Source organism: Aureimonas sp. D3, assembly GCF_001463805.1.
Classification (GTDB): domain Bacteria; phylum Pseudomonadota; class Alphaproteobacteria; order Rhizobiales; family Rhizobiaceae; genus Aureimonas; species Aureimonas ureilytica_A.
In genome coordinates, this window is the sequence record NZ_BBWM01000008.1 from 20244 (window position 1) to 46447 (window position 26204).

The following is a 26204-nucleotide window of genomic DNA, read 5'->3' on the forward strand; positions in this document are numbered from 1 at the left end:
TTCCTCCCTTCAGTTCGCCGCCTGGGCCGAGCGCAGCGCGCGCCAGACCTTCTCGGGCGTTGCGGGCATCGACAGATCATTGGTGCCGATCGCGTCGGTGATGGCGTTGATGACGGCCGGCGGCGAGCCGATCGCCCCCGCCTCGCCGCACCCCTTGATCCCCAGCGGATTGGTGGTGCAGGGCGTTTCGTTGGTCAGCACCTCGAACATGGGCAGATCCCAGGCGCGGGGCATGGCGTAGTCATTGTAGCTGGCGGTCACGAGCTGGCCGGATTCGTCATAGTGAACCCCTTCCAGAAGCGCCTGTCCGATGCCCTGCGCCAAGCCGCCATGCACCTGCCCCTCGACGATCATCGGGTTGACGATGCGCCCGAAATCGTCGGCGGCCACGAACTGCACGATCTCGACCTTGCCGGTCTCGGCATCCACCTCGACTTCGCAGATGTAGCAGCCGGCCGGGAAGGTGAAGTTCTGCGGATCGTAAAAGGCCCCTTCCTTCAGGCCCGGCTCCATCCCGTCCGGCAGGTTGTGGCCGGTATAGGCGCCGAGCGCGACCTCGTGCCACGCCAGCTTGCGATCAGTGCCCGCGACCTTCACCTCGCCGTTCTCGATCACGATGTCGTCGTCGGAGGCTTCCAGAAGATGGGCCGCGATGCGCTTGGCCTTGACTTCCACCTTGTCCAGCGCCTTGGCGATGGCCGACATGCCGACCGCGCCGGAGCGCGAGCCATAGGTGCCCATGCCGAACTGCACCTTGTCGGTGTCGCCATGGATGACCTGCACATTGTCCACCGGCAGACCGAAGCGCTCGGCGACAAGCTGGGCGAACGTTGTCTCGTGGCCCTGCCCGTGGCTGTGCGAGCCGGTCAGGATTTCGATCGTGCCGACCGGGTTGACGCGCACCTCGGCCGATTCCCACAGGCCGACGCCCGCGCCGAGCGAGCCGACCGCCTTGGACGGCGCGATGCCGCAGGCCTCGATATAGCAGCTATAGCCGAGCCCGCGCAGCTTGCCCTGCGTCTTGGCCTCGGCGCGCCGGGCCTCGAAGCCCGCGACGTCCGCCGCCTTCATCGCGGCATCCAGCGTCGCGGGGAAGTCGCCGGTGTCGTAGTTCATGATGACGGGCGTTTGATGCGGGAAAGACTGGATGAAGTTCTTCCGGCGGAAGGCGTCCGGCGAGAGGCCCAGTTCGCGAGCGGCCGTCTCCATGGTCCGCTCGATCACATAGGTCGCCTCGGGCCGCCCCGCCCCGCGATAGGCATCGACCGGCACGGTGTTGGTGTAGACCGCCTTCACATTAGCGTAGATCGCGGGGATGTCGTACTGGCCCGAGAGAAGCGTCGCGTAGAGATAGGTCGGGGTCGCCGACGAGAAGAGCGACATGTAGGCGCCGAGATTGGCCACCGTCTCAACCCGCAGGCCCAGAATCTTGTGGTCGGCATCCAGCGCCATTTCGACATGGGTGTGATGGTCGCGCCCATGCGCGTCGGTCAGGAAGGCTTCGGAGCGATCCGACGTCCATTTCACCGGAACGCCGGTGCGCTTGGAGGCCCAGAGACAGACGATCTCTTCGGGGTAGATATAGATCTTGGAGCCGAAACCGCCGCCGACATCGGGCGCGATGACGCGCAGCTTGTGCTCGGGCGCGACATTGTAGAAGGCGCTCATCACGAGCCGCGCCACATGCGGGTTCTGCGAGGTCGTCCAGACCGTATAGTGATCATCCGCCGGATCGTAGACGCCAAGTGCCGCGCGCGGCTCCATCGCGTTCGGCACGAGCCGGTTGTTGACGATATCGAGCCGCGTCACATGCGCGGCGCGCGAGAAGGCTTCGTCGGTCGCGCGCGCGTCGCCCAGTTCCCAGTCGAAGCAGAGATTGCCGGGGGCTTCGGGATGGATTTCGGGCGCGCCGGCTTCCAGGGCCGCCGGCCCTTCCACCACGGCGTCGAGCAGTTCGTAATCGACCTCGACCGCTTCCGCGGCGTCGCGCGCCTGAAGCTTCGAGTCCGCCACGACCACCGCTACCGCCTGCCCGACATGGCGCACGGTCCCGACCGCCAGCGCCGGCCATTCGCCCATCTTCATGGGCGAGCCGTCCTTGGAGGTGACGGCCCATCCGCAGATGAGATTGCCGATCCCGTCAGCCTTCAGCTGGTCTCCCGACAGAATGTCGATCACGCCGGGCATCTCGCGCGCGGCGGACGCGTCGATCCCCTTGATGCGCGCATGGGCATGGGGCGAGCGCACGAAGGCGGCGAATTTCATGCCGGGCACCACCATGTCGTCGGTGTAGCGCCCGCGCCCGGTGATGAAGCGGCGGTCCTCCTTGCGCAGAACCCGCGCGCCGAAGCCTTCGATACCCATGGAATCCATCCTCCCGAATTGCCTCGGGGCCGGCGGGCTGCGCGTCAGCGCGGCGCATCGCGGGCGCCCGTGAAATGCTGGCTCGTAAACTGCTTGGCTTTGTGTGGCGGCGGCCCCGGCCGGGGCCGGGCGGCCTATTCGGCGGCGACGCGCTGATCGGCAGCGGGCGTGCGCATAGCCTCAGCCGCCGAAAGGATCGCCTTCACGATATTGTGGTAGCCGGTGCAGCGACAGATATTGCCGTCCAGTTCGTCGCGCACCGTCTTCTCGTCGAGAACGCCGTCATGACGACGGATCATGTCCACGGCGGTCATGATCATGCCGGGCGTGCAATAACCGCACTGGAGCCCGTGATGCTCGCGGAAGGCGGCCTGGACGGGATGCAGGTCCTGTCCGCTGGCGATGCCCTCGATCGTCGTGATCGTGCTGCCATTGGCTTGCGCGGCCAGCATGGTGCAGGACTTCACGGCCTGCCCGTCCACATGCACGACGCAAGCGCCGCATTGCGACGTGTCGCAGCCGACATGGGTGCCCGTGAGCCCGACCGTCTCGCGCAGAAACTGCACGAGGAGCACACGCCCCTCCGCCTGCCCGCTCACCTTGCGACCATTCACCACGACAGAAATTTCGGCCATTCGTTCCTCCCGAAACCATCACCCGAAACGAAGCGCAGCAGCCTCTGCGCAGCCGGCGCGCGTTCGATCTCCTCGTGAGGTTTCGTCGCGCTGTTCTCGGCCTCTCGGCTGAGCGGAGACTGCTACGGCGCGGCGCGGTCGGCAAGCGATTTCTGGAACCATTCCAGAGGCGTTCTCCGCCTAATGCGACGATCGGCCTCACTCTCGGACGAGGCGTTAAGGCGCGTGAGTTCAAGGCGTTAACAATGTGTGGCGCAAGTCCCACAAAAGCTTCGGGGAATCTCCCCCGCTCGCCCGCTCGCGGTTGTTATTTCCGGCGAGACCGGCATTTTGAAGAGCAAGCTCGGGGGAGCGCAGGCCTAGCCAGGGCTCGCGCGGCGATCATGACTGCGACGGCGCTCAGCGCCCTCTCGGCCATTCGGCTCCCGATACCGAGACGTCCGGCCAAGAGAGCGTTCCGCGTTGATGTCAGGATTGAAGCGTTGGGCCGGTACGGCCTTCGGCCTGCCCGCTCTGGCCCTCGGCCTCGGCCTGACCGGCCTGGAGCCCGCCCAAGCGCTGCCGAAATTTCTCGATCCTTTCAACCTCTTCGGCAGCCGGGACGAGGAAGACACGAGCGACCTCCCCGACCCCGTGCGCTACACCGCGACGCTGACGGTCACGCCCGATGCCGATGATCTGCAAAAGGTGCTGACCAAAGCCTCCTCGCTGGTCGCCGACGAAAAGGAAGCCGTGTCGGGCTCGCTCGGGCTGCTCGCCAAGGCGCGCAACGACCGCCGCCGGCTGGTCGCGACGCTCTACGAGAACTCGCGCTATGACGGGCTCGTCACCATCCGCATCGAGGGGCGCGACATCGCGACCCTCGCGCCCGACGCGAGTTTCGACACGTCCAAACCTGTCCCGGTCGAGATCACTGTTCAACCCGGCCCGCTCTTCACGCTCGGCACCGTGCGCATCACCGCCAATGGTGTGCCGGTGGACCCGGCGCCCTATGATCTGACGGCTGGAGCCTCGGCCGATTCGACCCGCATTCTGGCTTCCGAAGCGCGGCTTCTGGAGGATCTGCGCAACGAGGGCCGCCCCTTCGTCGCGGTGACCGACCGCAATATCGTCGCCGACAGCGCGACCGATCGCATCGATATCGACCTGACCGTCTCGCCCGGCCCGCCGGTTCCCTTCGGCCAAACCTATGTCACCGGCACGGATCGCATGGAGCCGGGCTTCGTGGCTTTCATGGCCGGCATCGAGCCGGGCTCGACCTTCTCCACCAAGACGCTGGAGAAGGCGCGCAAGCGTCTGGTCGATCTCGGCGTCTTCTCCACTGCCTCGGTGAAGGCCGGCGACGCGCAGGTCGCGGACGGCACGCTGCCCGTTCAGGTGACGGTGGCCGAGCGCAAGCGCCATGTCTTCGGCGCGGGCGCGACCTTCTCCAACACCGAAGGCGGCGGCGCGAACGTCTATTGGGAAGACCGCAACCTGTTCGGCCGGGCGGAAAGCCTGCGGCTCGAAGGCGCGGTCTCGCGCATCGGCGCGGAGACGATCAGCACCACGGGCCGCGAACTCGACGGGTTCGACTACAAGGCGTCTGCGACCTTCAAGAAGCCGGGCGTCCTCGGCCCCGACTCCGTCTATATCGGCTCGCTGACGGCGCTGACCGAGCAGCCGCTCGCCTATGACCGCTCCTCGATTTCCCTCTCGAACGGCGTCGAATATTCGATCGACGACCAGCAGCGCCTCAGCGTCGCGGTCAAGGCCGAGTACGAGACGATCACCGATTATCTGCGAACCGACGAGGAGTTCATTCTCGCCTCCGTGCCGGTGACCTACACGTTCGACGGGCGCGACAACAAGCTGAACCCGACCAAGGGCTTCTACGCCTCGCTCATGGCCGAGCCGACCTATGAGTTCAACAATTCGGTGCCCTTCGTAAAGGCGCGCGCCGACGCCTCGGCCTATCTGTCCTTCGACGAGGAAAGCCGCTTCGTGCTCGCCGGGCGCGTGGGCTACGGCATCGTGGCCGGCGCCGATCTTCAGGACGTGCCGAACGACCGGCGCTTCTATGCCGGCGGCGGCGGATCGGTGCGCGGCTATGTGTTCCAGTCCATCGGCCCCTATTATCCGAGCTTTGCGCTTCCCGGCACCAATCGGCGCTTCGTGGATACGCCGATCGGTGGGCTCTCGGTGTTCGAGGCGTCAGCCGAGCTACGCTTCAAGGTGACGGACAATATCCAGATCGTGCCCTTCGTGGATGTCGGCACGGTGGGCGACGATTTCGCGCCCGACTTCAGCAATCTCAAGATCGGCGCGGGCGTCGGCGCGCGCTACATGACGAGCTTCGGCCCGATCCGCGTCGATGTCGGCGTGCCGCTCGACCCCGGCCGGCGCGATAGCGACTTCCAGATCTATGCCGGCATCGGGCAGGCCTTCTGATGGTGATGATGCGCTCTTTTCTCGACCGTGTGCTTCGCCTGCGCGCGATGGTTCGCCTGCGCGCTGGGCTCATGCTGCTGGCCTGCGTTCTCGCCTCGCTCGCCGCCACGCAGCCGGCCCGCGCGCAGTTTCTCGCCGGCCAACTGGAGAACCTGCTTTCCACCGAAGATCGACAGGTCAAGATCGAGGGTCTGTCCGGCGCGCTGAGCGGCAATGTCCGCATTGAGACCGTGACGGTCGCCGACCGGGACGGCGTCTGGCTCACGGCGCGCGACCTCGCGCTCGACTGGTCGCCCTTGGCGTTGATCCGCAAGAACGTCCAGATTCAGAATCTCTCGACCGCTTCGATCACGCTGGCCCGCCTGCCCCGCGCCTCGACGCAGACCGAAGACACGTCGTCGGGCGGCTTTTCGCTGCCCGATATCACGGCGGATGTGAAGCGCATCGCCATCAATGAATTCATTCTGGATCAGGCCGTCGCAGGCGTCGCCGCGCGCCTGTCGGCCGAAGGTGCATTGACGCTCGCCGCCGACCCGACCCAGCTCGACGCGCAACTCGCCATCCGCCGGCTGGATCAAGGCGGTGAGATCAACCTGAAGCTCGGCTTCCAGCCGAACGCCAACCGGCTGGAATTGAATGTCGCGGCCAGCGAGCCGGCGGGCGGCCTCGTCGCCAATCTCCTGAAACTGCCGGGCGCGCCGCCCGTCAACCTCACGATCCAAGGCTCCGGCCCCTTCGACAATTTCAGCGCCAGCGGCGCGCTGGACTTGGGCTCAGAGCGTGCCGCGACGCTGAACGCGGCGACGCAGAATTCGGCGGAGGGACGGCGCATCACCGCCGAACTGACCGCGCTGACCAAGCCCTTCGTGCCCGAAGCCTATCTCGGCTCGGTCGGCGACAACCTCTCGCTGAACGCCAATGTGTTTCTGCGCAGCGACGGCGTGATCCGCATCGACAGCGGCCGGCTGCAATCGGGCCCGCTCGATCTCACCGCCGCCGGCACGCTCGACCGCAGCGGCTCGACCAACGATCTGACGGTCGCGCTGCGCACCGGCTCGGGCGACCCGATCCCGCTGGCCTTCGGGTCGCAGGGCTCGCGCACGGCGCTCGAAATCACCTCGCTCGACGCCAAGCTGACGGGCGCTTTCGCCTCGGCCGGACTGGACGTGGCGGCCAAGGCCCGCACCGCCGGCTTCGAAGGCTATGTCCTCAACGAAGTGGAAGCGACGGCACGCTCGCCCGGCTTCGATCTCAACAATCTCGTCGGCCCCGTCACACTGAACGCCAAGGCGCGCAACGCGACCGTCTCCGGCACAAGCAACTCGCAGGTCGCCCTCACCGCCTCGCGCGTTCTGGAGGGGCCGATCGCGCTCGACGCCGATGGCGCGTTGACAAGCGACGGTCTCACCTTCAACCGCGCCACGCTGACGACAGGCGCGGCCGATCTGACGCTGAGCGGGCAAGCCGCGCTCAACTTCTCGACCTTCCTGCTCAACATCCAGTCGAGCTTCCAAACGGTGGCACTGTCGCCCGAGGCCGTGCCCTATGTCGGGCAGCGCGTGGCGATCAACGGCCAAGCTCGGCGCGCGGCCGATGGCAGCCTCGGCGTCAGCGATCTCGTGGTGGATGGCGATGCGCTGGAGATTTCCGGTTCCGCCAGCCTGACGGGCGAGACCCTCGCCGCCGCCATCACCGGCCGGCTCGATCAAACCGCGATCGCCAATTCCGCCCTCAAGGGCAAGGCGAATTTCACCCTGAACGCCGCAGGCACGCTCAGCGCGCCGCAGGTGAACCTGACGGCCAGCGCGCAGGAGCTGGAGGTCGCCGGCCGCCGGCTGGAAACGCTGGACGCGCGCATCGCCGGCACCTTCGCGGCCGACGCGCCCAACGGCACGATTGCGGTCAACGGCACCTATAATGGCGCGCCGCTGGCGCTGACGGCCGATCTCGCCAGCGAAGGCGACGTGCGCTCGTTGCGCAATCTGCTCTTGCGTCAGGGCCGCAACTCCGTGTCCGGCACGCTGGCGCTCGACAGTGGCAACCGCCCGTCGGGCAATCTCGCGCTCGACATCCCGGACGCGTCCACGCTTCTGGCGCTGGCCGGGCAGTCCGGCTCGGGCGATCTCAAGGGCAATCTCGCCTTTGCCATCGGCAATGGCGGAACCCCGGTGGCGGACGTGGATCTCACCTCCGGCGGCGTGACGCTCGGCCAGAACCAGCTGCGCAACGCGCGGATCGACCTGCGCGTCCAGAACTTCCTGCAAGCCCCGCTCGCCTCCGGCACGGTGCGCGCGGAGCGTCTGGAGGCTGGCGGGCAGCGCATCCAGCGTCTCGACGCGGCGCTCGAAACCGTCAACAACGCCACGGCCATCAATGCCAGCGCCGCGCTCAACGACGTGCCGACACGGCTGTCGGGCGATGTCGCCTTCACCGATGCCGGCACCGTGGTGCAGTTGCGCACGCTGACAGCCGATATTCCGAACGCGCGCCTGTCGCTCGCCGAGCCCGCCACTGTCACGCTTGGCTCGGTTCGCACCACGCTCGGCACGCTGCGCTTTGATGTCGGCTCCGGCTCGCTCACCGCGTCGGGTTCCCTAGCGGATCGCCTGGACCTGAATCTCGCCCTGGAGCGTCTGCCGCTGGCCGTCGCCAATCCCTTCGTGCAGGGGCTCGACGCCTCCGGCACGCTGACCGGCACGGTTCGCGCCGGAGGTCTCGCCTCCGCGCCCGACCTCGACTTCGACCTCAGAGCCGCCGCGGTCCGCACCAGCCAGACCCGCGCCGCCAAGCTCGACAGCGTCGATGCCGCCCTTGCCGGCCAGTATCGCGACGGAACCGCGACGCTGCGCGCGGCCCGCGTCGATCTCGGGCAGGGCTCGATCGCCGCCACCGGCACGGTCGGCCAATCGCTGGCGCTCGATCTGAACCTGACCGACATTCCCGTCGCGCTCGCCAATGGCTTCGTGTCGGGGCTGGATGCCGAAGGCTTGCTGAACGGCACGGCGAAGGCGACGGGCTCCCTGCAGAACCCGGCCGTGACCTTCGACATCGCCGGCTCGGGGATCAGCGCGGCCGAGGTTCGGCGCGCGGGCGTCCAGCCGCTCTCGCTGGATGTTTCCGGCACTTATCGTGCCGCGACCGTGCGGCTGGACACGGCTCGTGTCGACGTCGGCACGGGTCGGCTGGAAGCCACGGGCAGCGTCGGGCGCGACCTGAACCTGCAGGTGCAGATCGTCGATCTGCCGGCTGCGCTGGCCAATGGCGTGCGCCCCGGCCTCGGCGCCTTGGGCATACTCAACGGCACGGCGACGGCAACCGGCTCGATCAGCAATCCCAACGCGCAGTTCGCGCTGACGGGGCGCGACCTGACCGCCGCGCCGCTGCGCCAGTCCGGCCTTCGCCCGGTCGCGCTCGATGTCGCCGGCACTTATGCGGACGGCACGGCGCGTTTTGAGCGGGCGCGGGTGAATGTCGGGGATGGTTCGCTCGACCTCTCCGGCACGCTGGGCCGCCAGCTCGACCTCTCGGTGACGCTGGACCGCCTGCCGCTCGCGCTGGCCAATGCCGTGCGCGAGGACCTCGGCGCGCGCGGCACGCTGTCGGGCACCGCGCGGGCCACCGGCTCGCTCTCCGCCCCCTCGGCCGAGTTCGACCTTCGCGCCGAGAATGTCTCGGTGGCGCAGACGCGCCAGGCCGGCGCGCCGGAGATCGACGCCGTGGCGGCGGGGACCTTCGCCAATGGCAGCGCCACGCTGCGCACCGCCCGGATCGATCTCGGCTCTGGCTCGCTGACCGCGACCGGCACGGTCGGCGAACGGCTCGATCTCGACGTCGCCTTGAACAACATCCCCGCTTCGATCGCGGCGGCGGCCGCGCCGGACCTTGGCCCCCAGGGCACGCTGAACGGGCGTGTTCGCGCCGGTGGGACGATCGCCGCGCCCGATGTGCAGTACGATCTCTCGCTGGCTGGCTTCTCGGTGCAGCCGACGCGCGATGCCGGCGTCGGCGCGCTCGCCATCGCGGCCAATGGCCGGTTCGCCGACAATCAAGTGACCCTCAATTCCACGCTCTCGGGCTCCGGTCTCCAGTTCGCGGCCAATGGCTCGGTGAATGTCGCGGGCACGCCGAGCTTCGACCTGCGCCTCGACGGCACCGCGCCGCTCTCGCTTGCCAACCGAATCCTGGCCGAAAACGGCCGCTCGGTGAACGGCACAGCGCGCATCAACGCCACCGTCACCGGCACCGCCGCCAACCCGAACGTGGTCGGCACGGTCTCGACGGCGGGGGCGAGCTTCGTGGACACGGGCGCCAATCTGGCCGTCAACAATATCAACGCCACGGTGGCGCTGAACGGGCAGACGGCGACGCTCCAGGGCGTGACCGCCCAGCTCGGCGGCGGCGGCACGGTGGCGGTGTCCGGCACGATCGGGCTCGGCTCCGGCTTCCCGGCCGATCTCGCAATCCGCGTGCAGGACGGGCGCTATAGCGACGGCGAACTCGTCACCATCCGCCTCAATGCGGGGCTGACCCTCACCGGCCCCTTGACCGGCGCGGCGGTTCTGGCGGGCACGATCAACGCCTCCGAAATCGCGATCCTCGTGCCGGACAATCTGCCGACCTCGATCTCGCGCATCGATCTGGAGCGGCGCAATACACCGCCGGCCGTGCTCAAGCAGCTGCGCGAGATCGACCCCAATAGCGGATCAAGCGGCACGTCGGGTTCGGGCGGCATCAGCCTGAACATCACGCTCAACGCGCCCAACCGCGTTTATGTCCGCGGTCGCGGTCTCGATCTGGAACTCGGCGGGACGATCCGCATCACCGGACCGGTCTCCAATCTCGGCATCGACGGCGGCTTCGACCTTCGGCGCGGACGCTTCCAGCTTCTATCGCGGCGGCTCAACTTCGAGCGCGCCACGCTGACCTTCGACGGCAATCTCGTGCCGACGCTGGATCTTCTGGCCTCCTCCGACACGGGCGAGGCGACGGTCTATGTCGCCATCACCGGGCCGGCGGCGAGCCCGAGCTTCTCCTTCACCTCCTCCCCTGCCCTGCCGCAGGACGAGGTTCTGGCGCGGCTCATCTTCGGTCAGGGCACGTCGGACCTCTCCCCGGTGCAGATCGCGCAGCTCGCCAGCGCGGCGGCGCAGCTGGCCGGCGTCGGCGGCTCGACAGGGCTTCTCGACAATCTGCGCTCGCAACTGGGCGTCGACGATCTCGATATCCGCACCACGGCCGATGGACAGGCGGCGGTTGGTGTCGGCCGCTATCTCAACGAGAATACCTATGTCGGCGTCGATTCGACCGGGCGTGTCTCGATCGATCTCGACCTTGGCGCCAACGTGAAGGCTCGCGGCGCGGTGACGGCCAATGGCGGCGGCGAAGTCGGCATTTTCTACGAAAAGGAATATTGATCGGGCGTTGCAACATTTCGCGCGGCCGATCATTTTATGGCTAAACACGGACGGTCGGCCCATGGAGCCGGCCGCCCGCTCACAAGAGGAGCGAAGGCCATGAGCACGGAATCCCTGAAATACGCCAAGTTCGACCATGACGACGGCAAGAGCTACGCCTCACCCATGGACGTGATCCATGACGACGGCCTGCCTCATGGCCAGAAGAAATCGATCCTCGAAGAATGGAAGCGCCGGGTCGCCGCGCACAACCGTGCCGACGGCATCCAGACGATGGATCACGAATTGGATCGCGCCATCGAGCGTTTGGCAGGCCTGGGCACGTAAGCCCGGTCTCCGCTTTCACGCCAAAGTCTAACCGCATCGGACAAGCCGCCCCCCGGGCGGCTTTTTTCGTTTGCGCTTCGTCCACCATGCCGCCTGGGACTCTCGATTTTGATGTAAATTCGAAAGACTCAGATGTTAGACATGCATCTAACGCATGGATGCCCTGGGACTTGACCCGGATGGAGCGGGCCGGTTTGCTTCGCATCCGTTTGGTCTATCTCCCGACAGACCTTGAGACCTGCCGGCCTCGTTCGCGAAGTCGGCCCAGCGACGGATCGATCAGCGTGACCAGCCAGCCCAATGCCGACATCACTCTCGACCAGCTTCAGGCGCGGGGCGCGCAAGCCCTGAAAACCGGCATCCGGGCGCTCTTTGCCGCCGATCCCGATCGTTTCGCCCATCTGTCCTTCCGACACGACGATCTTCTGCTCGACCTGTCGAAATGCGCCCTTTCGCAGGACGATCTTTCCGCGCTTCTGGCCTATGCCGGGACGGTCGGTGTCGAGGCGCGGCGCGATGCCATGTTCGATGGCGCGCGCATCAACACGACCGAGAACCGCTCGGTGCTGCATGTCGCGTTGCGTGCCCATGCCGAAGACGGGTTCAAGGCCGATGGCGAGCCGGTGGGCGAGGCCGTCGAAAGCGTGCTCCAGGCCATGTCGCGCTTTGCGAGCGGCATCCGCGACGGATCGATCGCCGGAGCGACGGGTGCGCGGATCACCGATATCGTCAATATCGGCATCGGCGGCTCCGATCTCGGCCCGGTCATGGCCGCGATCGCGCTGAGCCCCTATCACGACGGGCCGCGCACGCATTTCGTGTCCAATATCGACGGCGCGCATATGGCGGACACGCTGAAGCTCGTCGATCCCGCGACGACGCTCTTTATCGTGGCGTCCAAGACCTTCACTACGATCGAGACCATGACCAACGCGCAGACGGCGCGGCGCTTCATCGCCGGGGCGCTGGGCGAGGCGGCGGTCGGCGCGCATTTCTGCGCCGTCTCGACCGCGCTCGACAAGGTCTCGGCCTTCGGCATCGGCGAAGACCGCACCTTCGGCTTCTGGGACTGGGTGGGCGGTCGGTATTCCGTCTGGTCCGCGATCGGCCTCCCCTTGATGATCGCTATCGGCCCGCAGAATTTCCGCGCCTTTCTCGACGGCGCGCGCGATCTCGACCGGCATTTCAAGTCGGCCCCGGCGCGCGAGAACCTGCCGATCCTGCTCGGCTTGGCCGGCTGGTGGCACCGTGTGGCGCAGAACCATCCGTCCCGCGCCATCATCCCCTACGACCAGCGCCTCGCCCGCCTGCCCGCCTATCTCCAGCAGTTGGACATGGAATCCAACGGCAAGCATGTCGGTCTCGACGGCTTGAAGACGCCGACCGCGACCGGCCCCGTCGTCTGGGGCGAGCCCGGCACCAACGGCCAGCACGCCTTCTTCCAGCTGCTGCACCAAGGCACGGACATCGTGCCGGTCGAATTCATCGTCGGCGCCAATCCGCATGAAAGCGACCCGGCGCTGCGCATCCATCAGGATCTGCTTCTCGCCAATTGCCTCGCTCAGTCGGAAGCTCTGATGAAGGGCCGCACGCTGGAGGAAGCGCGCGAGCAGTTGCTGAAAGCCGGCCGTTCACCGGAAGAGGCCGAGCAGATCGCGCCGCATCGCGAATTCTCGGGCGACCGCCCGTCCATCACCCTTCTCTACGACAAGCTGACGCCTTTCGCCTTCGGCCGCCTCGTGGCGCTCTACGAGCACCGGGTCTTCGTCGAGGCGCAGCTTTTCGGGATCAACGCTTTCGACCAATGGGGCGTGGAACTCGGCAAGGAACTGGCCACCGGCCTCCTTCCCGTGATCCAGGGCACCCAGTCCCCTCAATCGCGCGATTCCTCCACCGCCGGCCTCGTGGCCGCGATCGCCGAACTCCGGAGCTGAACTGATGACGCCTGCCAGCAGCCTCGCCCGCTCCACCGCCGTGGAGAAACCCGAGCCCCGCCTCAACGACGCGGACACGATCGCCACCGAGATCGTGGAGAAGCTCACCTACTCGATCGGCAAGACCGTGAAGGCCGCGCGCATTCACGACTGGCTGGAAGCCACGACCCTCGTCGTGCGCGACCGCATCATCGACAATTGGTTCGAATCGACCATCAAGACCTACGAGCGGCAGGACAAGCGCGTCTGCTATCTTTCGATGGAATTCCTGATCGGCCGCCTCCTGCGCGATGCGATCAGCAATCTCGGCCTGACCGAGACCGTGCGCGAGGCGCTGGCTCGCTATGATGTCGATCTCAACCTCGTGGAGCTTCTGGAGCCGGATGCGGCGCTCGGCAATGGCGGTCTCGGCCGCCTCGCCGCCTGCTTCATGGAATCCATGGCCACGACCGGCGTTCCGGGCTTTGGCTACGGCATCCGCTATGTCCACGGCTTCTTCCGTCAGGAAGTGGTGGATGGCGCGCAGGTCGAGCTGCCCGAAACCTGGCTGAAGCACGGCAATCCCTGGGAGTTCGAGCGCCGCGAAAGCTCCTACGAGATCGGCTTCGGCGGCAAGGTCTCGGCCATCGAGGAAAACGGCAAGCTGCGCTCCGTCTGGCGCCCGGGCGAGCGCGTGCTCGCCGTCGCCTACGACACGCCGGTCGTCGGCTGGCGCGGCCAGCACGTCAACACGCTGCGTCTGTGGAGCGCGCAGTCGCTCGATCCGATCCTGCTCGACGCCTTCAACGCGGGCGACCACATCGGCGCGCTTCTGGAATCCAACAAGGCTGAGGCGATCACCCGCGTCCTCTACCCCGCCGACTCGCATCAGGCCGGCCAGGAACTGCGCCTGCGGCAGGAGTATTTCTTCTCCTCCGCCTCGCTGCAGGACATCATCCGCCGCCATCTGGCGCAGCATGACGACCTGACGAATCTGGCCGATAAGGTCGCGATCCAGCTGAACGACACGCATCCGGCGGTTTCGGTCGCCGAGCTGATGCGTCTTCTCGTGGACGTGCACGGGATGGAATGGGACGCCGCCTGGAAGGTCACGCGCGACACGTTCTCCTACACCAACCACACGCTTCTGCCGGAAGCCCTCGAAACCTGGCCGATCCATCTGTTCGAGCGCCTGCTCCCGCGCCAGATGCAGATCATCTACCAGATCAACGCCGAGGTTCTGCGCGAGGCGACCGCAGGCAAGCAGCTCGACGACGGCACCATCTCGGCGATCTCCCTGATCGACGAGAACAACGGTCGGCGCGTGCGCATGGGCCAGCTCGCCTTCGTGGGCAGCCATGCCGTCAACGGCGTGTCGGCGCTGCACACCGAGCTGATGAAGGAAACCGTGTTCCACGACCTGCACAAGGTCTTTCCGACGCGCATCGAGAACAAGACCAACGGCGTGACGCCGCGCCGCTGGCTGTTCCAGGCCAATCCCGGCCTGACCCAGCTGATCGAAGAAGCGATCGGCCCCGGCTTCAAGGACGACATCACCCAGCTCGCCAAGCTGGACCCTCATGCCGAGGACGCGGGCTTCCGTGAGAAGTTCGTCGCCATCAAGCGGCAGAACAAGCAGCGTCTCGCTCATCTCGTGGAAGAGCGCCTCGCGATCCATCTCGACCCGAATGCGATCTTCGACATTCAGGTCAAGCGCATCCACGAATACAAGCGCCAGCTCCTGAACATTCTGGAGACGGTTGCCCTCTACGAGCAGATCCGCTCGCTGCCCCATCTCGACTGGACGCCGCGCGTCAAGGTTTTCGCTGGCAAGGCGGCTCCCTCCTATGTCCAGGCGAAGGAGATCATCCATCTCGCCGGCGACGTGGCGCGGGTGATCAACTCCGACCCGACGGTGCGCGGCCTCCTCAAGGTCGTGTTCATCCCGAACTACAATGTGAGCCTCGCCGAGATCATCATGCCGGCCGCCGATGTGTCGGAGCAGATCTCGACCGCCGGCCTTGAAGCTTCCGGCACGGGCAACATGAAGTTCGCCCTCAACGGTGCGCTGACGATCGGCACGCTCGACGGCGCCAATGTCGAGATGCTGGAGCACCTGGGCGAAGAGAACATCTTCATCTTCGGCCTGAAGGCCGACGAGGTCGCGCGCAAGCGCGCCGAGGGCCATCGCGGACAGGGTGTCATCGATCAGCAGCCCATGCTGCGCTCGGCGATCGACTCGATCTCGGCTGGCGTCTTCAGCCAGGACGATCCGAACCGCTACGCCAATCTCATGAACTCGATCCGCGACCGCGACTGGTGGATGATCGCCGCCGACTTCCGCGCCTATTGGGACACGCAGCGCCAGCTCGACGTGCTCTGGAAGGACCGCGCGAAGTGGGATGCGATCGCAGTGCGCAACACGGCCCGGATGAGCTGGTTCTCGTCCGACCGCTCGATCGACGAATACGCGCACGACATCTGGCACGCCGGCCCCAAGGGCCGGTAATTCCCCCTTGGCCCAAAATTCTTTCGCCGCGACTAGTTCGCGGCGAAAAAACGTGTGGGCATGGCCTTCCCCTCGCTGGAAGGTCTGCCCGCTCACGCTATCTTGACGAGATAGAAACGCATCAAGACACTAGGGGGGATCGCGGGCCAAGCCGGTCGAGCAGCGATCTCTGGGGGGGAGAAACGGGATGGCCGATAGCCGGCGACTGGCACCGATTGCGCGCGACACCATGGCTTATGTTCTAGCCGGTGGTCGCGGTTCGCGTCTGATGGAACTGACCGACGACCGGGCCAAGCCCGCCGTCTATTTCGGCGGCAAGTCGCGCATCATCGACTTCGCCCTGTCGAACGCGGTCAATTCAGGCATCCGCCGAATCGGCGTCGCGACGCAGTACAAAGCCCATTCGCTGATCCGCCACCTGCATCGGGGCTGGAACTTCCTGCGCCCCGGCCGCAACGAGAGCTTCGACGTTCTTCCCGCCTCGCAGCGCGTCTCGGAAGACCAGTGGTATGCCGGCACGGCCGATGCCGTGTACCAGAACATCGACATCATCGAGGCCTACGCCCCCAAATACATCATCATTCTGGCGGGCGACCACATCTACAAGATGGACTACGAGATCATGCTCCAGCAGCATGTGGACACGGGGGCCGACGTGACCGTCGGCTGTCTCGAAGTCCCGCGCATGGAAGCGGTCGGTTTCGGCGTCATGCATGTGGACGAGAAGGGCCAGATCACCGACTTCATCGAGAAGCCCGCCGATCCGCCGTCGATCCCCGGCCGGCCGGACACGGCGCTGGCCTCCATGGGCATCTATGTCTTCAACACGGCCTTCCTCGCCGACCAGCTGCGCCGTGACGCGGCCGATCCGAAGTCGAGCCGCGACTTCGGCAAGGACATCATTCCCCATATCGTCAAACACGGCACGGCCTGGGCGCATTCGTTCAACACGTCCGTCGTGCGCTCGGCCGCCGAATACGGCGCTTACTGGCGCGACGTCGGCACGGTGGACGCTTATTGGCAGGCCAATATCGACCTGACCGATGTCGTGCCGCAGCTCGACATCTACGACCGCGACTGGCCGATCTGGACCTATGCCGACGTGACGCCGCCCGCCAAGTTCGTGCATGACGAGGACGGACGTCGGGGCATGGCGATCTCCTCGCTCGTTTCGGGCGACTGCATCATCTCCGGCGGCACGCTGCATCGCTCGCTTCTGTTCACGGGCGTTCGTCAGAACTCCTATTCCAAGCTGGACGAAGCGGTGATCCTGCCGGGCTGCCATATCGGGCGCGGGGCGCGCATCACCCGCGCCGTGGTGGATCGCGGCGTCCACATCCCGGATGGTCTCGTGATCGGCGAGGACCCGGAACTCGACGCCCAGCGCTTCCGACGCACGTCGAGCGGCGTCTGCCTCGTCACCAAGCCGATGATCGACCGGCTCAACTACAGATGACATCGGTCCTTTCCGTTGCATCGGAAGTCTTCCCGCTGGTGAAGACGGGCGGCCTCGCGGACGTGACGGGCGCTTTGCCTCTCGCGCTGGAGCCGCTCGGTGTCTCGGTGCGCACGCTGATGCCCGCCTATCCCAGCGTGATGGCGGAACTCGGCGACGCCGAGCCCGTCGCCGCGCTCCCCGATCTGTTCGGCGGCCCTGCGCGCATCTTGTCGGTGCGCCACGCCGGGCTCGATCTGTTGCTGCTGGACGCGCCTCATCTTTTCGATCGGCCGGGCGGCCCCTATGTCGGGCCGAACGGATACGACCATCCCGACAACTGGGCGCGCTTTGCCGCGCTCGGCAAGGCCGCGGCCGAGATCGGCCTTGGGCTGATCGAGGGCTATAGGCCCGACATCGTCCACGCCCACGATTGGCAGGCTGCGCTCGCGCCCGTCTATCTCGACGCGGCGGGCGGCGAGCGCCCGCGCACTGTCATCACCATCCACAATCTCGCCTTTCAGGGTGCCTTTCCGCAGACGATCTTTCCCGAACTCGGCCTGCCGGAGACTTTCTGGGGCATCGACGGGGTCGAGTATTACGGCTCGGTCGGCTTCCTCAAAGGCGGCCTGCGGGCGGCCGACCGGATCACGACGGTCAGCCCCAACTATGCCGGCGAAATCCTTCAACCCGCCGGCGGCATGGGCCTCGACGGGTTGCTACGGGGGCGCGCCGACCGGCTGGTCGGCATCGTCAACGGCATCGACACATCCGTTTGGGACCCCGCCATCGATCCGCATATCGCGGCGAGTTTCACGCGCGACGATCTGTTCCGCCGCAGCCTGAACAAACGGGCGCTGGAGGCGGAGTTCTCGCTGGAGGAGGACGAGTCGCCGCTTCTGGCCGTCGTCAGCCGCCTGACCTGGCAAAAGGGCCTCGACATCCTAGCCGACTGCGTGGACGACGTGGTGGCCGCCGGCTGCCGGCTTGTCGTCGTCGGCTCGGGCGACCGGCTTCTGGAGGGCGCGTTCCTGTCCGGCGCGGCGCGCCATTCCGGGCGCGTGGGCGTGCGCATCGGCTATGACGAGCTTCTGTCGCACCGGGTGCAGGCGGGCGCCGACGCCCTGCTCGTGCCCTCGCGCTTCGAGCCCTGCGGCCTGACGCAGCTCTACGCGCTTCGCTATGGCTGCCTGCCTGTGGTGAGCCGCGTCGGCGGATTGGCCGACACGGTGATCGACGCGAATTTCGCAGCCCTTGCCGCGAGCGCAGCCACCGGCATCGTCTTTGCGCCCGTGACGCGCGAGGCGCTTCTCGACGGAATGACCCGCCTCACCCGCCTTTATGCCGACGCGCCGACCTGGCGCGACATCCAGCGCTCCGCCATGTCGAGCGACGTGTCCTGGACCGCCAGCGCGCGCCGTTACGCCGACCTCTACTCGAGCCTTTCCGAGGAAAGCACCCGATGATCCGCACCGTCGCGACGACGCCCTTTTCCGACCAGAAGCCCGGCACATCGGGCCTGCGCAAGAAGGTGCCGCATTTCAGCCAGCCGAACTATGCCGAGAACTTCCTTCAGGCGATCTTCGACGCCACGGAGCGCCCGACCGGCTCGTCGCTGGTGATCGGCGGCGACGGCCGCTTCCTCAACGCCGAGGTCATCAGCAAGGCGATCCGCATGGCCGCCGCCAACGGCGTCGCCAAGGTCATCGTCGGCCAGAACGGCCTTCTCTCGACGCCGGCCGCCTCCAACCTCATCCGCCAGCGCAAGGCGGCGGGCGGCATCATTCTCTCGGCCTCGCACAATCCCGGCGGGCCGGACGGGGATTTCGGTATCAAGTACAACATCTCGAACGGCGGCCCCGCCCCCGAAGGCGTCACCGACGCGATCTACAAGCGCACGCGCGAGATCAGCGAATACAAGATCGTGGAAGAGGACGCGCCGGACCTCTCGGTTATCGGCACCTCGCGGCTCGGCGAGACGGAAGTCGAGATCGTCGATCCCGTGGCCGACTATGCCACGCTGATGGAAGACCTGTTCGACTTCGCGGCGATCCGCGAGGCGATCGCCGGCGGGCTGACGCTGCGCTTCGACGCGATGCACGCCGTCACCGGCCCCTATGCCAAGGAAATCCTGGAGAAGCGTCTGGGCGCGCCTGACGGCACCGTTCTGAACGGCGTGCCATCGGAGGATTTCGGCGGCGGCCATCCCGATCCCAATGTCGTCTGGGCCGCGCCTCTGGTCGATCTTCTGCTTGGCCCCACCGCCCCTGATTTCGGCGCGGCGTCGGATGGCGACGGCGACCGCAACATGATCCTCGGGCGCGGCATCGTCGTGACGCCCTCGGACTCGCTCGCGGTTCTGGCCGCCAACGCGCATCTGGCGCCGGGCTACAAGCGCGGCATCGCCGGCATCGCCCGCTCCATGCCCACCAGCGGCGCGGCCGACCGCGTGGCGCAGAAGCGGGGCATCGGCATTTACGAGACGCCGACCGGCTGGAAGTTCTTCGGCAATCTGCTCGACGCCGGCAAGGTGACGATCTGCGGCGAGGAAAGCGCGGGCACGGGCTCGGACCATGTGCGCGAGAAGGACGGTCTCTGGGCCGTTCTGCTCTGGCTGAACATCCTCGCCGTGCGCAAAGAGTCGGTCGCCGAGATCGTCAAGTCGCACTGGGCCGAGTTCGGCCGCAACTACTACCAGCGCCACGACTATGAGGAAGTGGACAAGGCGGCGGCCGAAGGGTTGATGGAAAGCCTGCGCGATCGTCTGGCCTCCATGGCGGGCCAACGCTTCGGCACGCTCGTGGTCTCGGAAGCCGACGACTTCTCCTACAAGGACCCGATCGACGGTTCGGTCTCGACCAGTCAGGGCGTGCGCATCGTCTTCTCCGGCGGCTCGCGCATCGTCTTCCGCCTGTCGGGCACGGGCACGGTCGGAGCGACGCTGCGCGTCTATATCGAGCGTTTCGAGCCGGACCCGGCCAAGCACGATCTCTCGATCGAAGAGGCTTTGGGCGAACTCGTGCGCACGGCCGACGCGATCGGCGAGATCACCAAGCGCACCGGCCGCGCGGAGCCCGACGTTCGCACGTGAGCGCTTTGGACCGATCGCCCGGCGCCTCGCGGCTGCGGGCGATCCGCCCCCTTCATTGGGGTCTGACCTTCGGGGTCGTGGCGCTCGCGGCCACGACCCTCCTTCTGATGGGCCGCGTGCCGATCTGCCAATGCGGATATGTCAAACTCTGGCATGGCGCGGTGCAGAGTTCGGAGAACTCGCAGCATATCGCCGACTGGTACTCCCCCTCCCATCTCATCCACGGCTTCCTGTTCTTTGGCGCGCTCTGGCTCGCGGCGCGGCGCTGGCCGATGGGGCGCAGGCTCGTTCTCGCCACGCTCATCGAAGCCGCCTGGGAGATCGTCGAGAACACCGATGCGGTGATCCGCCATTATCGCGAGACGACCATCTCGCTCGATTATTTCGGCGACAGCGTCCTCAATTCCGTCTCCGATATCGGCTTCATGATTCTGGGCTTTCTTCTGGCCGCGCGCTTGCCCGTCTGGCTCACTCTCGTGATCGCGCTCGGCTTCGAGATTCTCACCGGATGGCTGATCCGCGATAACCTGACCTTGAACGTCCTCATGCTTCTTTATCCGCTGGACGCCGTGAAGGCGTGGCAGGGCGGCGCCTGATCGGCGCTCCGGGACCGGGAGACGACGGGCTTGTTCAGCATCACCAGGGAGCGCGGCGCGCCCATCCGGCTCGGCGCCAGCGTCGAGGCGGACGGCGTGCACTTCGCCGTCTTCTCCGCTCATGCGGATCGGATCGAGCTATGCCTGTTCGACCCGGCCGGCATCCAGGAAAGCCAGCGGCTTCCCCTGTCCGGCCGCACGGAAGGCGGCGTGCATTTTGGCTTCGTGCCGGGCCTTGCCCCCGGCGCGCTCTACGGCCTGCGCGCGCACGGCCCGTTCGCTCCTCACGAAGGCCATCGCTTCGACGCCTCGAAGCTCTTGGTCGACCCTCACGCGACGCGGCTCGACCGCCCCTTCCTCTACCATCCCTGGCTCGCCGCACCGCCCGAACGCCGGATCGATACCGCGCCGCTCGTGCCTCGCGCAGTGGTGGAGGACCTCAGCCGCGACGCGCGCCCCCTCCCCTTCGCTAAGCCGGGCTTCACCTATGAACTGCCCGTGCGCGCCTTTTCGCAGATGCGCCCCGATTTGCCCCAGCGCCTTCGTGGCACGCTGGCGGCGCTGGCCGAGCCCGCCTCGCTCGACCATCTGACGCGGCTTGGCGTCGAGACGGTGGAACTCATGCCGCTGGCCGCCGCAATCGACGAGCGCCACCTGTCGGCCCTCGGCCTCACCAATGCCTGGGGCTACAACCCCATTCCCCACGGCGCGCCCGATCCGCGCCTCGTGCCCGGCGGCTGGCCGGAGGTGCGCCGCGTGGTGGAGGCGCTTCACGCGCGCGGCATCCGCGTTCTCCTGGACGTGGTGCTGAACCATTCGGGCGAAAGCGACCGCTATGGTCCTACGCTGTCCTATCGCGGGCTGGACAACAAGAGCTACTATGCCGCCTCGCCGGATGATCCGGACGCTCTGGTGAACGACACCGGCACCGGCAACACGTTCGCGCTCTGGCGCGAGCCGGTCGCCAGAATGGCGCTGGACGCGCTCAAGAACTGGGTGGAAATTGGCGGCATAGACGGGTTTCGCTACGATCTCGGCACCGTCCTCGGCCGCACGCCGGAGGGCTTCCGCCCCGACGCACCGCTACTTCAGATGATCGCGGCGGACCCCGTGCTGAAGGATCGCGTTCACGTCGCCGAGCCTTGGGACATCGGCCTCGGCGGCTATCAGGTCGGCGCCTTCCCCAAGCCCTTTCTGGAATGGCAGGATCGGTTCCGGGACGATATCCGGCGCTTCTGGCGGGGCGATGCCGGCACGGTCTCGGCGCTGGCGACGCGCCTGTCGGGCTCGCCCGATCTGTTCGACTCGAAAACGCGCGTGCCGTCCGACGGCGTCAATTTCATCGATGCCCATGACGGGTTCACGCTGCGCGATCTCGTCAGCTACGAGACCAAGCACAATGGCGCCAATGGCGAAGGCAATCGCGATGGCCATGGCGACAATCATTCCTGGAACAATGGCGCGGAAGGGCTGACGCGCGATCCCGGCATTCTGGAGCGCCGCCGACGCGATGTGCGCGCGCTTCTGGCGACGCTGTTCGTCGCGCGCGGCAATCCGATGATCGTGGCGGGCGACGAGCTGGGCCGCACGCAAGGGGGCAACAACAATGCCTATGCCCAGGACAACGAGACCTTCTGGATCGACTGGCCGGCTGCCGACGACGAGCTGATCGCCTTCACCGCGCGGCTTCAGCGCCTGCGCCGCGCCCTGCCTCCTCTTTCGCTCGACCGCTTTCTGACGGGCGAGACGGTCGAGGGCGAGACGGACGTCGTCTGGCTGCGCGCCGATGGCGGCGAGATGCGGCCGGAAGACTGGGCGGACGGCAACCGCGCGCTGCTCGGCCTGCGGCTGGCGGGCGGGAGCGAAGCCGCGATCGTCTATCTCAACCGGGGCTGGCAGCCCCTCGACATCCACGTGCCCGAGCCGGACGCCGGACGCAGCGTCTGGCTGGAGCTTCTGTCGGACCGCCCTGAGGCCGAGCCACGCCCCTTCGACATCGGGCAGGTTTTGACGCTTGGCGCACGCTCGGTCGCGATTCTGCGCGAGGGATAGGTCGGCGCGGCCACGACCTCGACGAACGACACGGCAAGGGGAAGCAGGGGATAGGCGGCCTGCCCCCTTTGCACCATCCCGTGCGAGATCCTAAATCCAAGGGGTCGCCGCGTCGGATACCCCTTCATGCCCATTCAGCTTTTGCCCGAAAACCTGATCGATCAGATCGCCGCCGGCGAAGTGGTCGAGCGGCCGGCAAGCGTGGTGAAGGAACTCCTGGAAAACGCGCTCGACGCCGGCTCGCGCCGCGTCGAGATCGTCACGGCGGGCGGGGGCAAGAGCCTGCTGCGCATCAGCGACGATGGCTGCGGCATTCCCGTGAGCGAACTGCCGCTGGCCATCCGCCGGCACTGCACGTCCAAGATGGCCGGCGGGTTGGAGGCGATCGACACGCTCGGCTTTCGCGGCGAAGCCCTGCCCTCGATCGGCTCGGTGGCGCGGCTGACCTTACGGTCCCGCGCGCGCGGTGCGGACGGGGCGCATGAGATTCGCGTGGACAACGGCGTGCAGGACGGACCGCGCCCGGCGCCGCTCTCGGCCGGCACGATGGTGGAGGTGCGCGATCTCTTCCACTGCGTGCCCGCCCGGCTGAAATTTCTGAAAAGCGATCGCGCGGAAAGCGCGGCCATCACCGAGACGGTCAAGCGCATCGCCATCGCCTTTCCCGCCGTGCGCTTCGAACTCGCCGGCGAGGACCGAACCGACACCGTGCTGGCAGCCGGCAGCCCGGAGGCGCGCATCGCGCAGATCGTCGGCGCGGAGTTCATCGACAACGCGGTGGAGCTGGATGCCCTGCGCGAAGGCGTGCGGCTCACCGGATGGGCGGGCCTGCCGACCTATCATCGCGGCAATGCGCAGCATCAATATGCCTATGTGAACGGGCGGCCGGTGCGCGACAAGATGATCCTTTCGGCCATTCGCGGGGCATATGTCGATTTCGTACCGCGCGACCGCTATCCGGTCTGCGTGCTCTTCTTCGACGTGGACCCGCGCGATGTGGATGTGAACGTGCATCCCGCCAAGGCCGATGTGCGCTTTCGCGACCCCGCTCTGGTGCGCGGCCTCATCGTCGGCGCGATCCGGCAGGCGCTCGGTGGCATGAGCCTGCGCGCTTCGACGGAAGGCGCGGACGGGCTGATGGCGCGCTTTCGCCCCGGCGGCATGAGTGGCGGCATGGCGGAAGCGCCCGCCCGCGAATCTCACACGGCGGCTTTCCACGCGGCGAGACCGGGCGCGGCGAGCCCGCAAGCTCCTTTCGCCTCTCGACCACCGCCCGCCGTGCCCTCCGGTATCGGCGCGCGAGCCGCTTCCGCTGTGCTCGGCCGGCGCGCGGGTGGCTTTCGCGAGCGGAGCGAGACGCCGTTCGACGCCGAGACCAGCTTCTTCCGACCGCTGGAAACGCCCCCCGGACCGCGCGAGCCCGCACCGCGCATGAGCGGCTTCGAGCCGCAAGCCCGCCCGGTGCGTGAAAGCGAGCAAGCGCCCGCGCCCGCCAGCGCGGAGTTTCCGCTCGGCGCGGCACGGGCGCAGATCGACAAGGCCTTCATCGTCGCCGAGACGAGCGACAGTCTGGTGATCGTCGATCAGCACGCCGCGCATGAGCGGCTGGTCTACGAGGCGCTGAAAGACGCGCTTCATGCCGATGCCATCCCCGCGCAGATGCTTCTCATCCCCGATGTCGTGGACTGCTCGGAAAGCGAGGCCGAGCGGCTGGCTGACGAAGCGGAGACGCTATCGCGCTTCGGCCTCGTGATCGAACGCTTCGGCCCCGGCGCGATCATGGTGCGCGGGACGCCGTCAATTCTGGGCGAAGTGGACGCCAAGGCGCTGGTGCGCGATCTCGCCGATGAGCTGTTCGAAGGCGGGCAAGTGGGCCTCAAGGCGCGGATCGACCACGTGGCCGCGACCATGGCCTGCCATGGCTCGGTGCGCTCGGGGCGACGGCTTCAGCCGGCCGAGATGAACGCGCTGCTGCGCCAGATGGAACGGACCCCTGGCTCGGGCCAGTGCAACCATGGGCGGCCGACCTTCATCGAACTGAAGCTCGTGGATATCGAGCGCCTGTTCGGCCGGCGTTGACAAGTTCCCCCTTGGAGCCGAACAGAGACGCATGACACCGGCGCGCGGCGACCGGCCCAATACAAGAGAAAACGGATGATGAACCGGATGGATAGCGGCGGCGAGGCCAAGCTGCAGTATGGCGATGGCGATTTCGAGGTCATCCGCCCGGGCGCTTATGTGCGCTGCGCTGTGACAGGTGAGCCCATCGCGCTCGACCTTCTGCGCTACTGGAACGTGGAGCGGCAGGAGCCCTATCGTGACGCCGAAGCTTCGCTTCAGCGCGAGTTGGAACTGGCGCCCGCGCGCAAGCGCTGACACTTCGCCAAGCGCGGGTGCTCTGACAAGCGCTGACGGCTCAGCGCGCGGAAAAGCGCGCGAACGCCTGCCGCAAGAGAGCTTCGGCGGTCTCTGCTTCGATCCACTGAACCTCGACATCGAGCACGCGAGCGAGGCGGTTGAGACCGCGCATCGGCCCATCCTGCCGTCCTTGGAAGCGCGCGCGGTCCTTGGCCGTGGTGACGAGATCGAGGCCGAGACTGTCGGCCTCGGCCAGCAGCTCGCGCGCGTCGTCCGGCTTGAACATGTGATGGTCAGGAAAGCTGCGGGTGGCGACGATCTCGGCCCCGGCAGCCTTCAAGGACGCATAGAACTTTTCCGGGTCCGCGATGCCGGCAAAGGCGAGGACGCGGCGGCCGGCGAAATCGCCGGCATTGGGAGAGCCAAGCGTGGCGCGATGAAGCGGCAGGCCGGCATCTCGCAATTGATGCGCCAAAGCCTCGCCCGGCGCGCCCTCTCCGATCAGAAGCGCGGCATCGGCATGGGCCAGCTGCGACCCCAGCGGCGCGCGCAAGGGGCCGGCCGGCAACACGCGCGCATTGCCGAGGCCCCGGCGCGCATCGGCCACGAGAAGCGCGACATCGACATGCAGCCGCGCGCTCTGGAACCCGTCATCCATGATGACGAGATCGCAGCCGGCTTGGCGCAGAAGCTCGGCCCCCTTGGCGCGGTCGGGGGCAATGGCGGTCGGCGCGACTCCAGCCAGAAGCAGGGGCTCGTCGCCGACGAGATCGGCCCCATGCTGCGAGGGATCGACCAGAAGCGGGCTGCGCGCCGCGCCCCCATGGCCTCGCGACAGGAAGCCCGGACGATGGCCCATCGCAAGCGCAGCGCGACCCAAGGCCTGCGCGGTCGGCGTCTTGCCCCCGCCTCCGACCGTCCAGTTGCCGACGCAAAGCACGGGCAGCGGCACGCGCACCCGCGCGCCGCGCTCCAGATTGCGCCGTGCGATCCAGCCATAGGCGAGCGCCGGCGCGGCCAGCGCGCGGGAGGCCAAGCCCGGCTCACGCCACCAGAAGCCGGGGGCGGTACCCAGCAGCG

Annotated in this window: 15 protein-coding genes; 12 read left to right on the forward strand and 3 right to left on the reverse strand. The window is 67.1% G+C overall.

Annotated elements, in window-relative coordinates:
• Positions 1-9 precede the first annotated feature (9 nt).
• Positions 10-2364 carry a xanthine dehydrogenase family protein molybdopterin-binding subunit gene (locus AUL36_RS02920; RefSeq protein WP_058633368.1) on the reverse strand — a complete coding sequence of 785 codons (2355 nt, stop codon included), beginning with the start codon at positions 2362-2364 and terminating at the stop codon, positions 10-12.
• A gap of 134 nt (positions 2365-2498) precedes the next feature.
• Entirely contained in the window at positions 2499-2999 is a 501-nt protein-coding gene (locus AUL36_RS02925) for a (2Fe-2S)-binding protein (protein ID WP_062217821.1), read from the reverse strand.
• A gap of 465 nt (positions 3000-3464) precedes the next feature.
• Here AUL36_RS02925 and AUL36_RS02930 point away from each other — a divergent pair, with 465 nt between their 5' ends.
• The 12 genes from AUL36_RS02930 to AUL36_RS02985 all read left to right on the forward strand — a co-directional run bounded on the left by AUL36_RS02930 (position 3465) and on the right by AUL36_RS02985 (position 25142).
• Positions 3465-5429, forward strand: coding sequence for an autotransporter assembly complex protein TamA (locus tag AUL36_RS02930; protein WP_244497013.1), 1965 nt, complete (start codon positions 3465-3467; stop codon positions 5427-5429).
• Positions 5429-10843: a translocation/assembly module TamB domain-containing protein gene (locus AUL36_RS02935; RefSeq protein ID WP_062217827.1), complete on the forward strand. Its 5415-nt coding sequence runs from the start codon at positions 5429-5431 to the stop codon at positions 10841-10843. Before AUL36_RS02930 ends, AUL36_RS02935 begins: the two co-directional genes overlap by 1 nt.
• A gap of 99 nt (positions 10844-10942) precedes the next feature.
• Positions 10943-11170 carry a hypothetical protein gene (locus AUL36_RS02940; RefSeq protein ID WP_058633345.1) on the forward strand — a complete coding sequence of 76 codons (228 nt, stop codon included), beginning with the start codon at positions 10943-10945 and terminating at the stop codon, positions 11168-11170.
• 284 nt (positions 11171-11454) lie between these two features.
• The gene (gene pgi / locus AUL36_RS02945) at positions 11455-13104 is read left to right on the forward strand and encodes a glucose-6-phosphate isomerase (protein ID WP_082655485.1); all 1650 of its coding nucleotides are present in this window, start codon (positions 11455-11457) and stop codon (positions 13102-13104) included.
• A gap of 4 nt (positions 13105-13108) precedes the next feature.
• Entirely contained in the window at positions 13109-15592 is a 2484-nt protein-coding gene (locus AUL36_RS02950; RefSeq protein WP_062217830.1) for a glycogen/starch/alpha-glucan phosphorylase, read from the forward strand.
• Positions 15593-15779: 187 nt separating this feature from the next.
• On the forward strand, positions 15780-17048 hold the full coding sequence (gene glgC / locus AUL36_RS02955) for a glucose-1-phosphate adenylyltransferase (RefSeq protein WP_058601543.1): 1269 nt from the start codon (positions 15780-15782) through the stop codon (positions 17046-17048).
• On the forward strand, positions 17045-18493 hold the full coding sequence (gene glgA, locus AUL36_RS02960; protein ID WP_062217831.1) for a glycogen synthase GlgA: 1449 nt from the start codon (positions 17045-17047) through the stop codon (positions 18491-18493). The genes glgC and glgA overlap by 4 nt, the downstream gene beginning before the upstream one ends.
• A complete protein-coding gene (locus AUL36_RS02965) occupies positions 18490-20118 on the forward strand; it encodes an alpha-D-glucose phosphate-specific phosphoglucomutase (protein WP_062217833.1) in 1629 nt (542 codons plus the stop codon). The genes glgA and AUL36_RS02965 overlap by 4 nt, the downstream gene beginning before the upstream one ends.
• A 32-nt stretch (positions 20119-20150) precedes the next feature.
• Positions 20151-20714 (forward strand): DUF2585 domain-containing protein, encoded by a 564-nt coding sequence (locus AUL36_RS02970; protein WP_062217939.1) that lies wholly within the window; start codon positions 20151-20153, stop codon positions 20712-20714.
• Between the two features lie 30 nt (positions 20715-20744).
• Complete coding sequence (glgX, locus tag AUL36_RS02975; RefSeq protein WP_062217835.1) at positions 20745-22766, forward strand: glycogen debranching protein GlgX; 2022 nt, start codon at positions 20745-20747, stop codon at positions 22764-22766.
• 126 nt (positions 22767-22892) lie between these two features.
• Complete coding sequence (mutL, locus tag AUL36_RS02980) at positions 22893-24845, forward strand: DNA mismatch repair endonuclease MutL (RefSeq protein WP_062217837.1); 1953 nt, start codon at positions 22893-22895, stop codon at positions 24843-24845.
• 75 nt (positions 24846-24920) lie between these two features.
• A complete protein-coding gene (locus tag AUL36_RS02985; RefSeq protein ID WP_062217839.1) occupies positions 24921-25142 on the forward strand; it encodes a DUF2093 domain-containing protein in 222 nt (73 codons plus the stop codon).
• Positions 25143-25182: 40 nt separating this feature from the next.
• On the opposite strand, the gene lpxK is transcribed toward AUL36_RS02985, so the two are convergent.
• Positions 25183-26202, reverse strand: coding sequence for a tetraacyldisaccharide 4'-kinase (gene lpxK, locus AUL36_RS02990; RefSeq protein ID WP_374700731.1), 1020 nt, complete (start codon positions 26200-26202; stop codon positions 25183-25185).
• Positions 26203-26204: the final 2 nt, after the last annotated feature.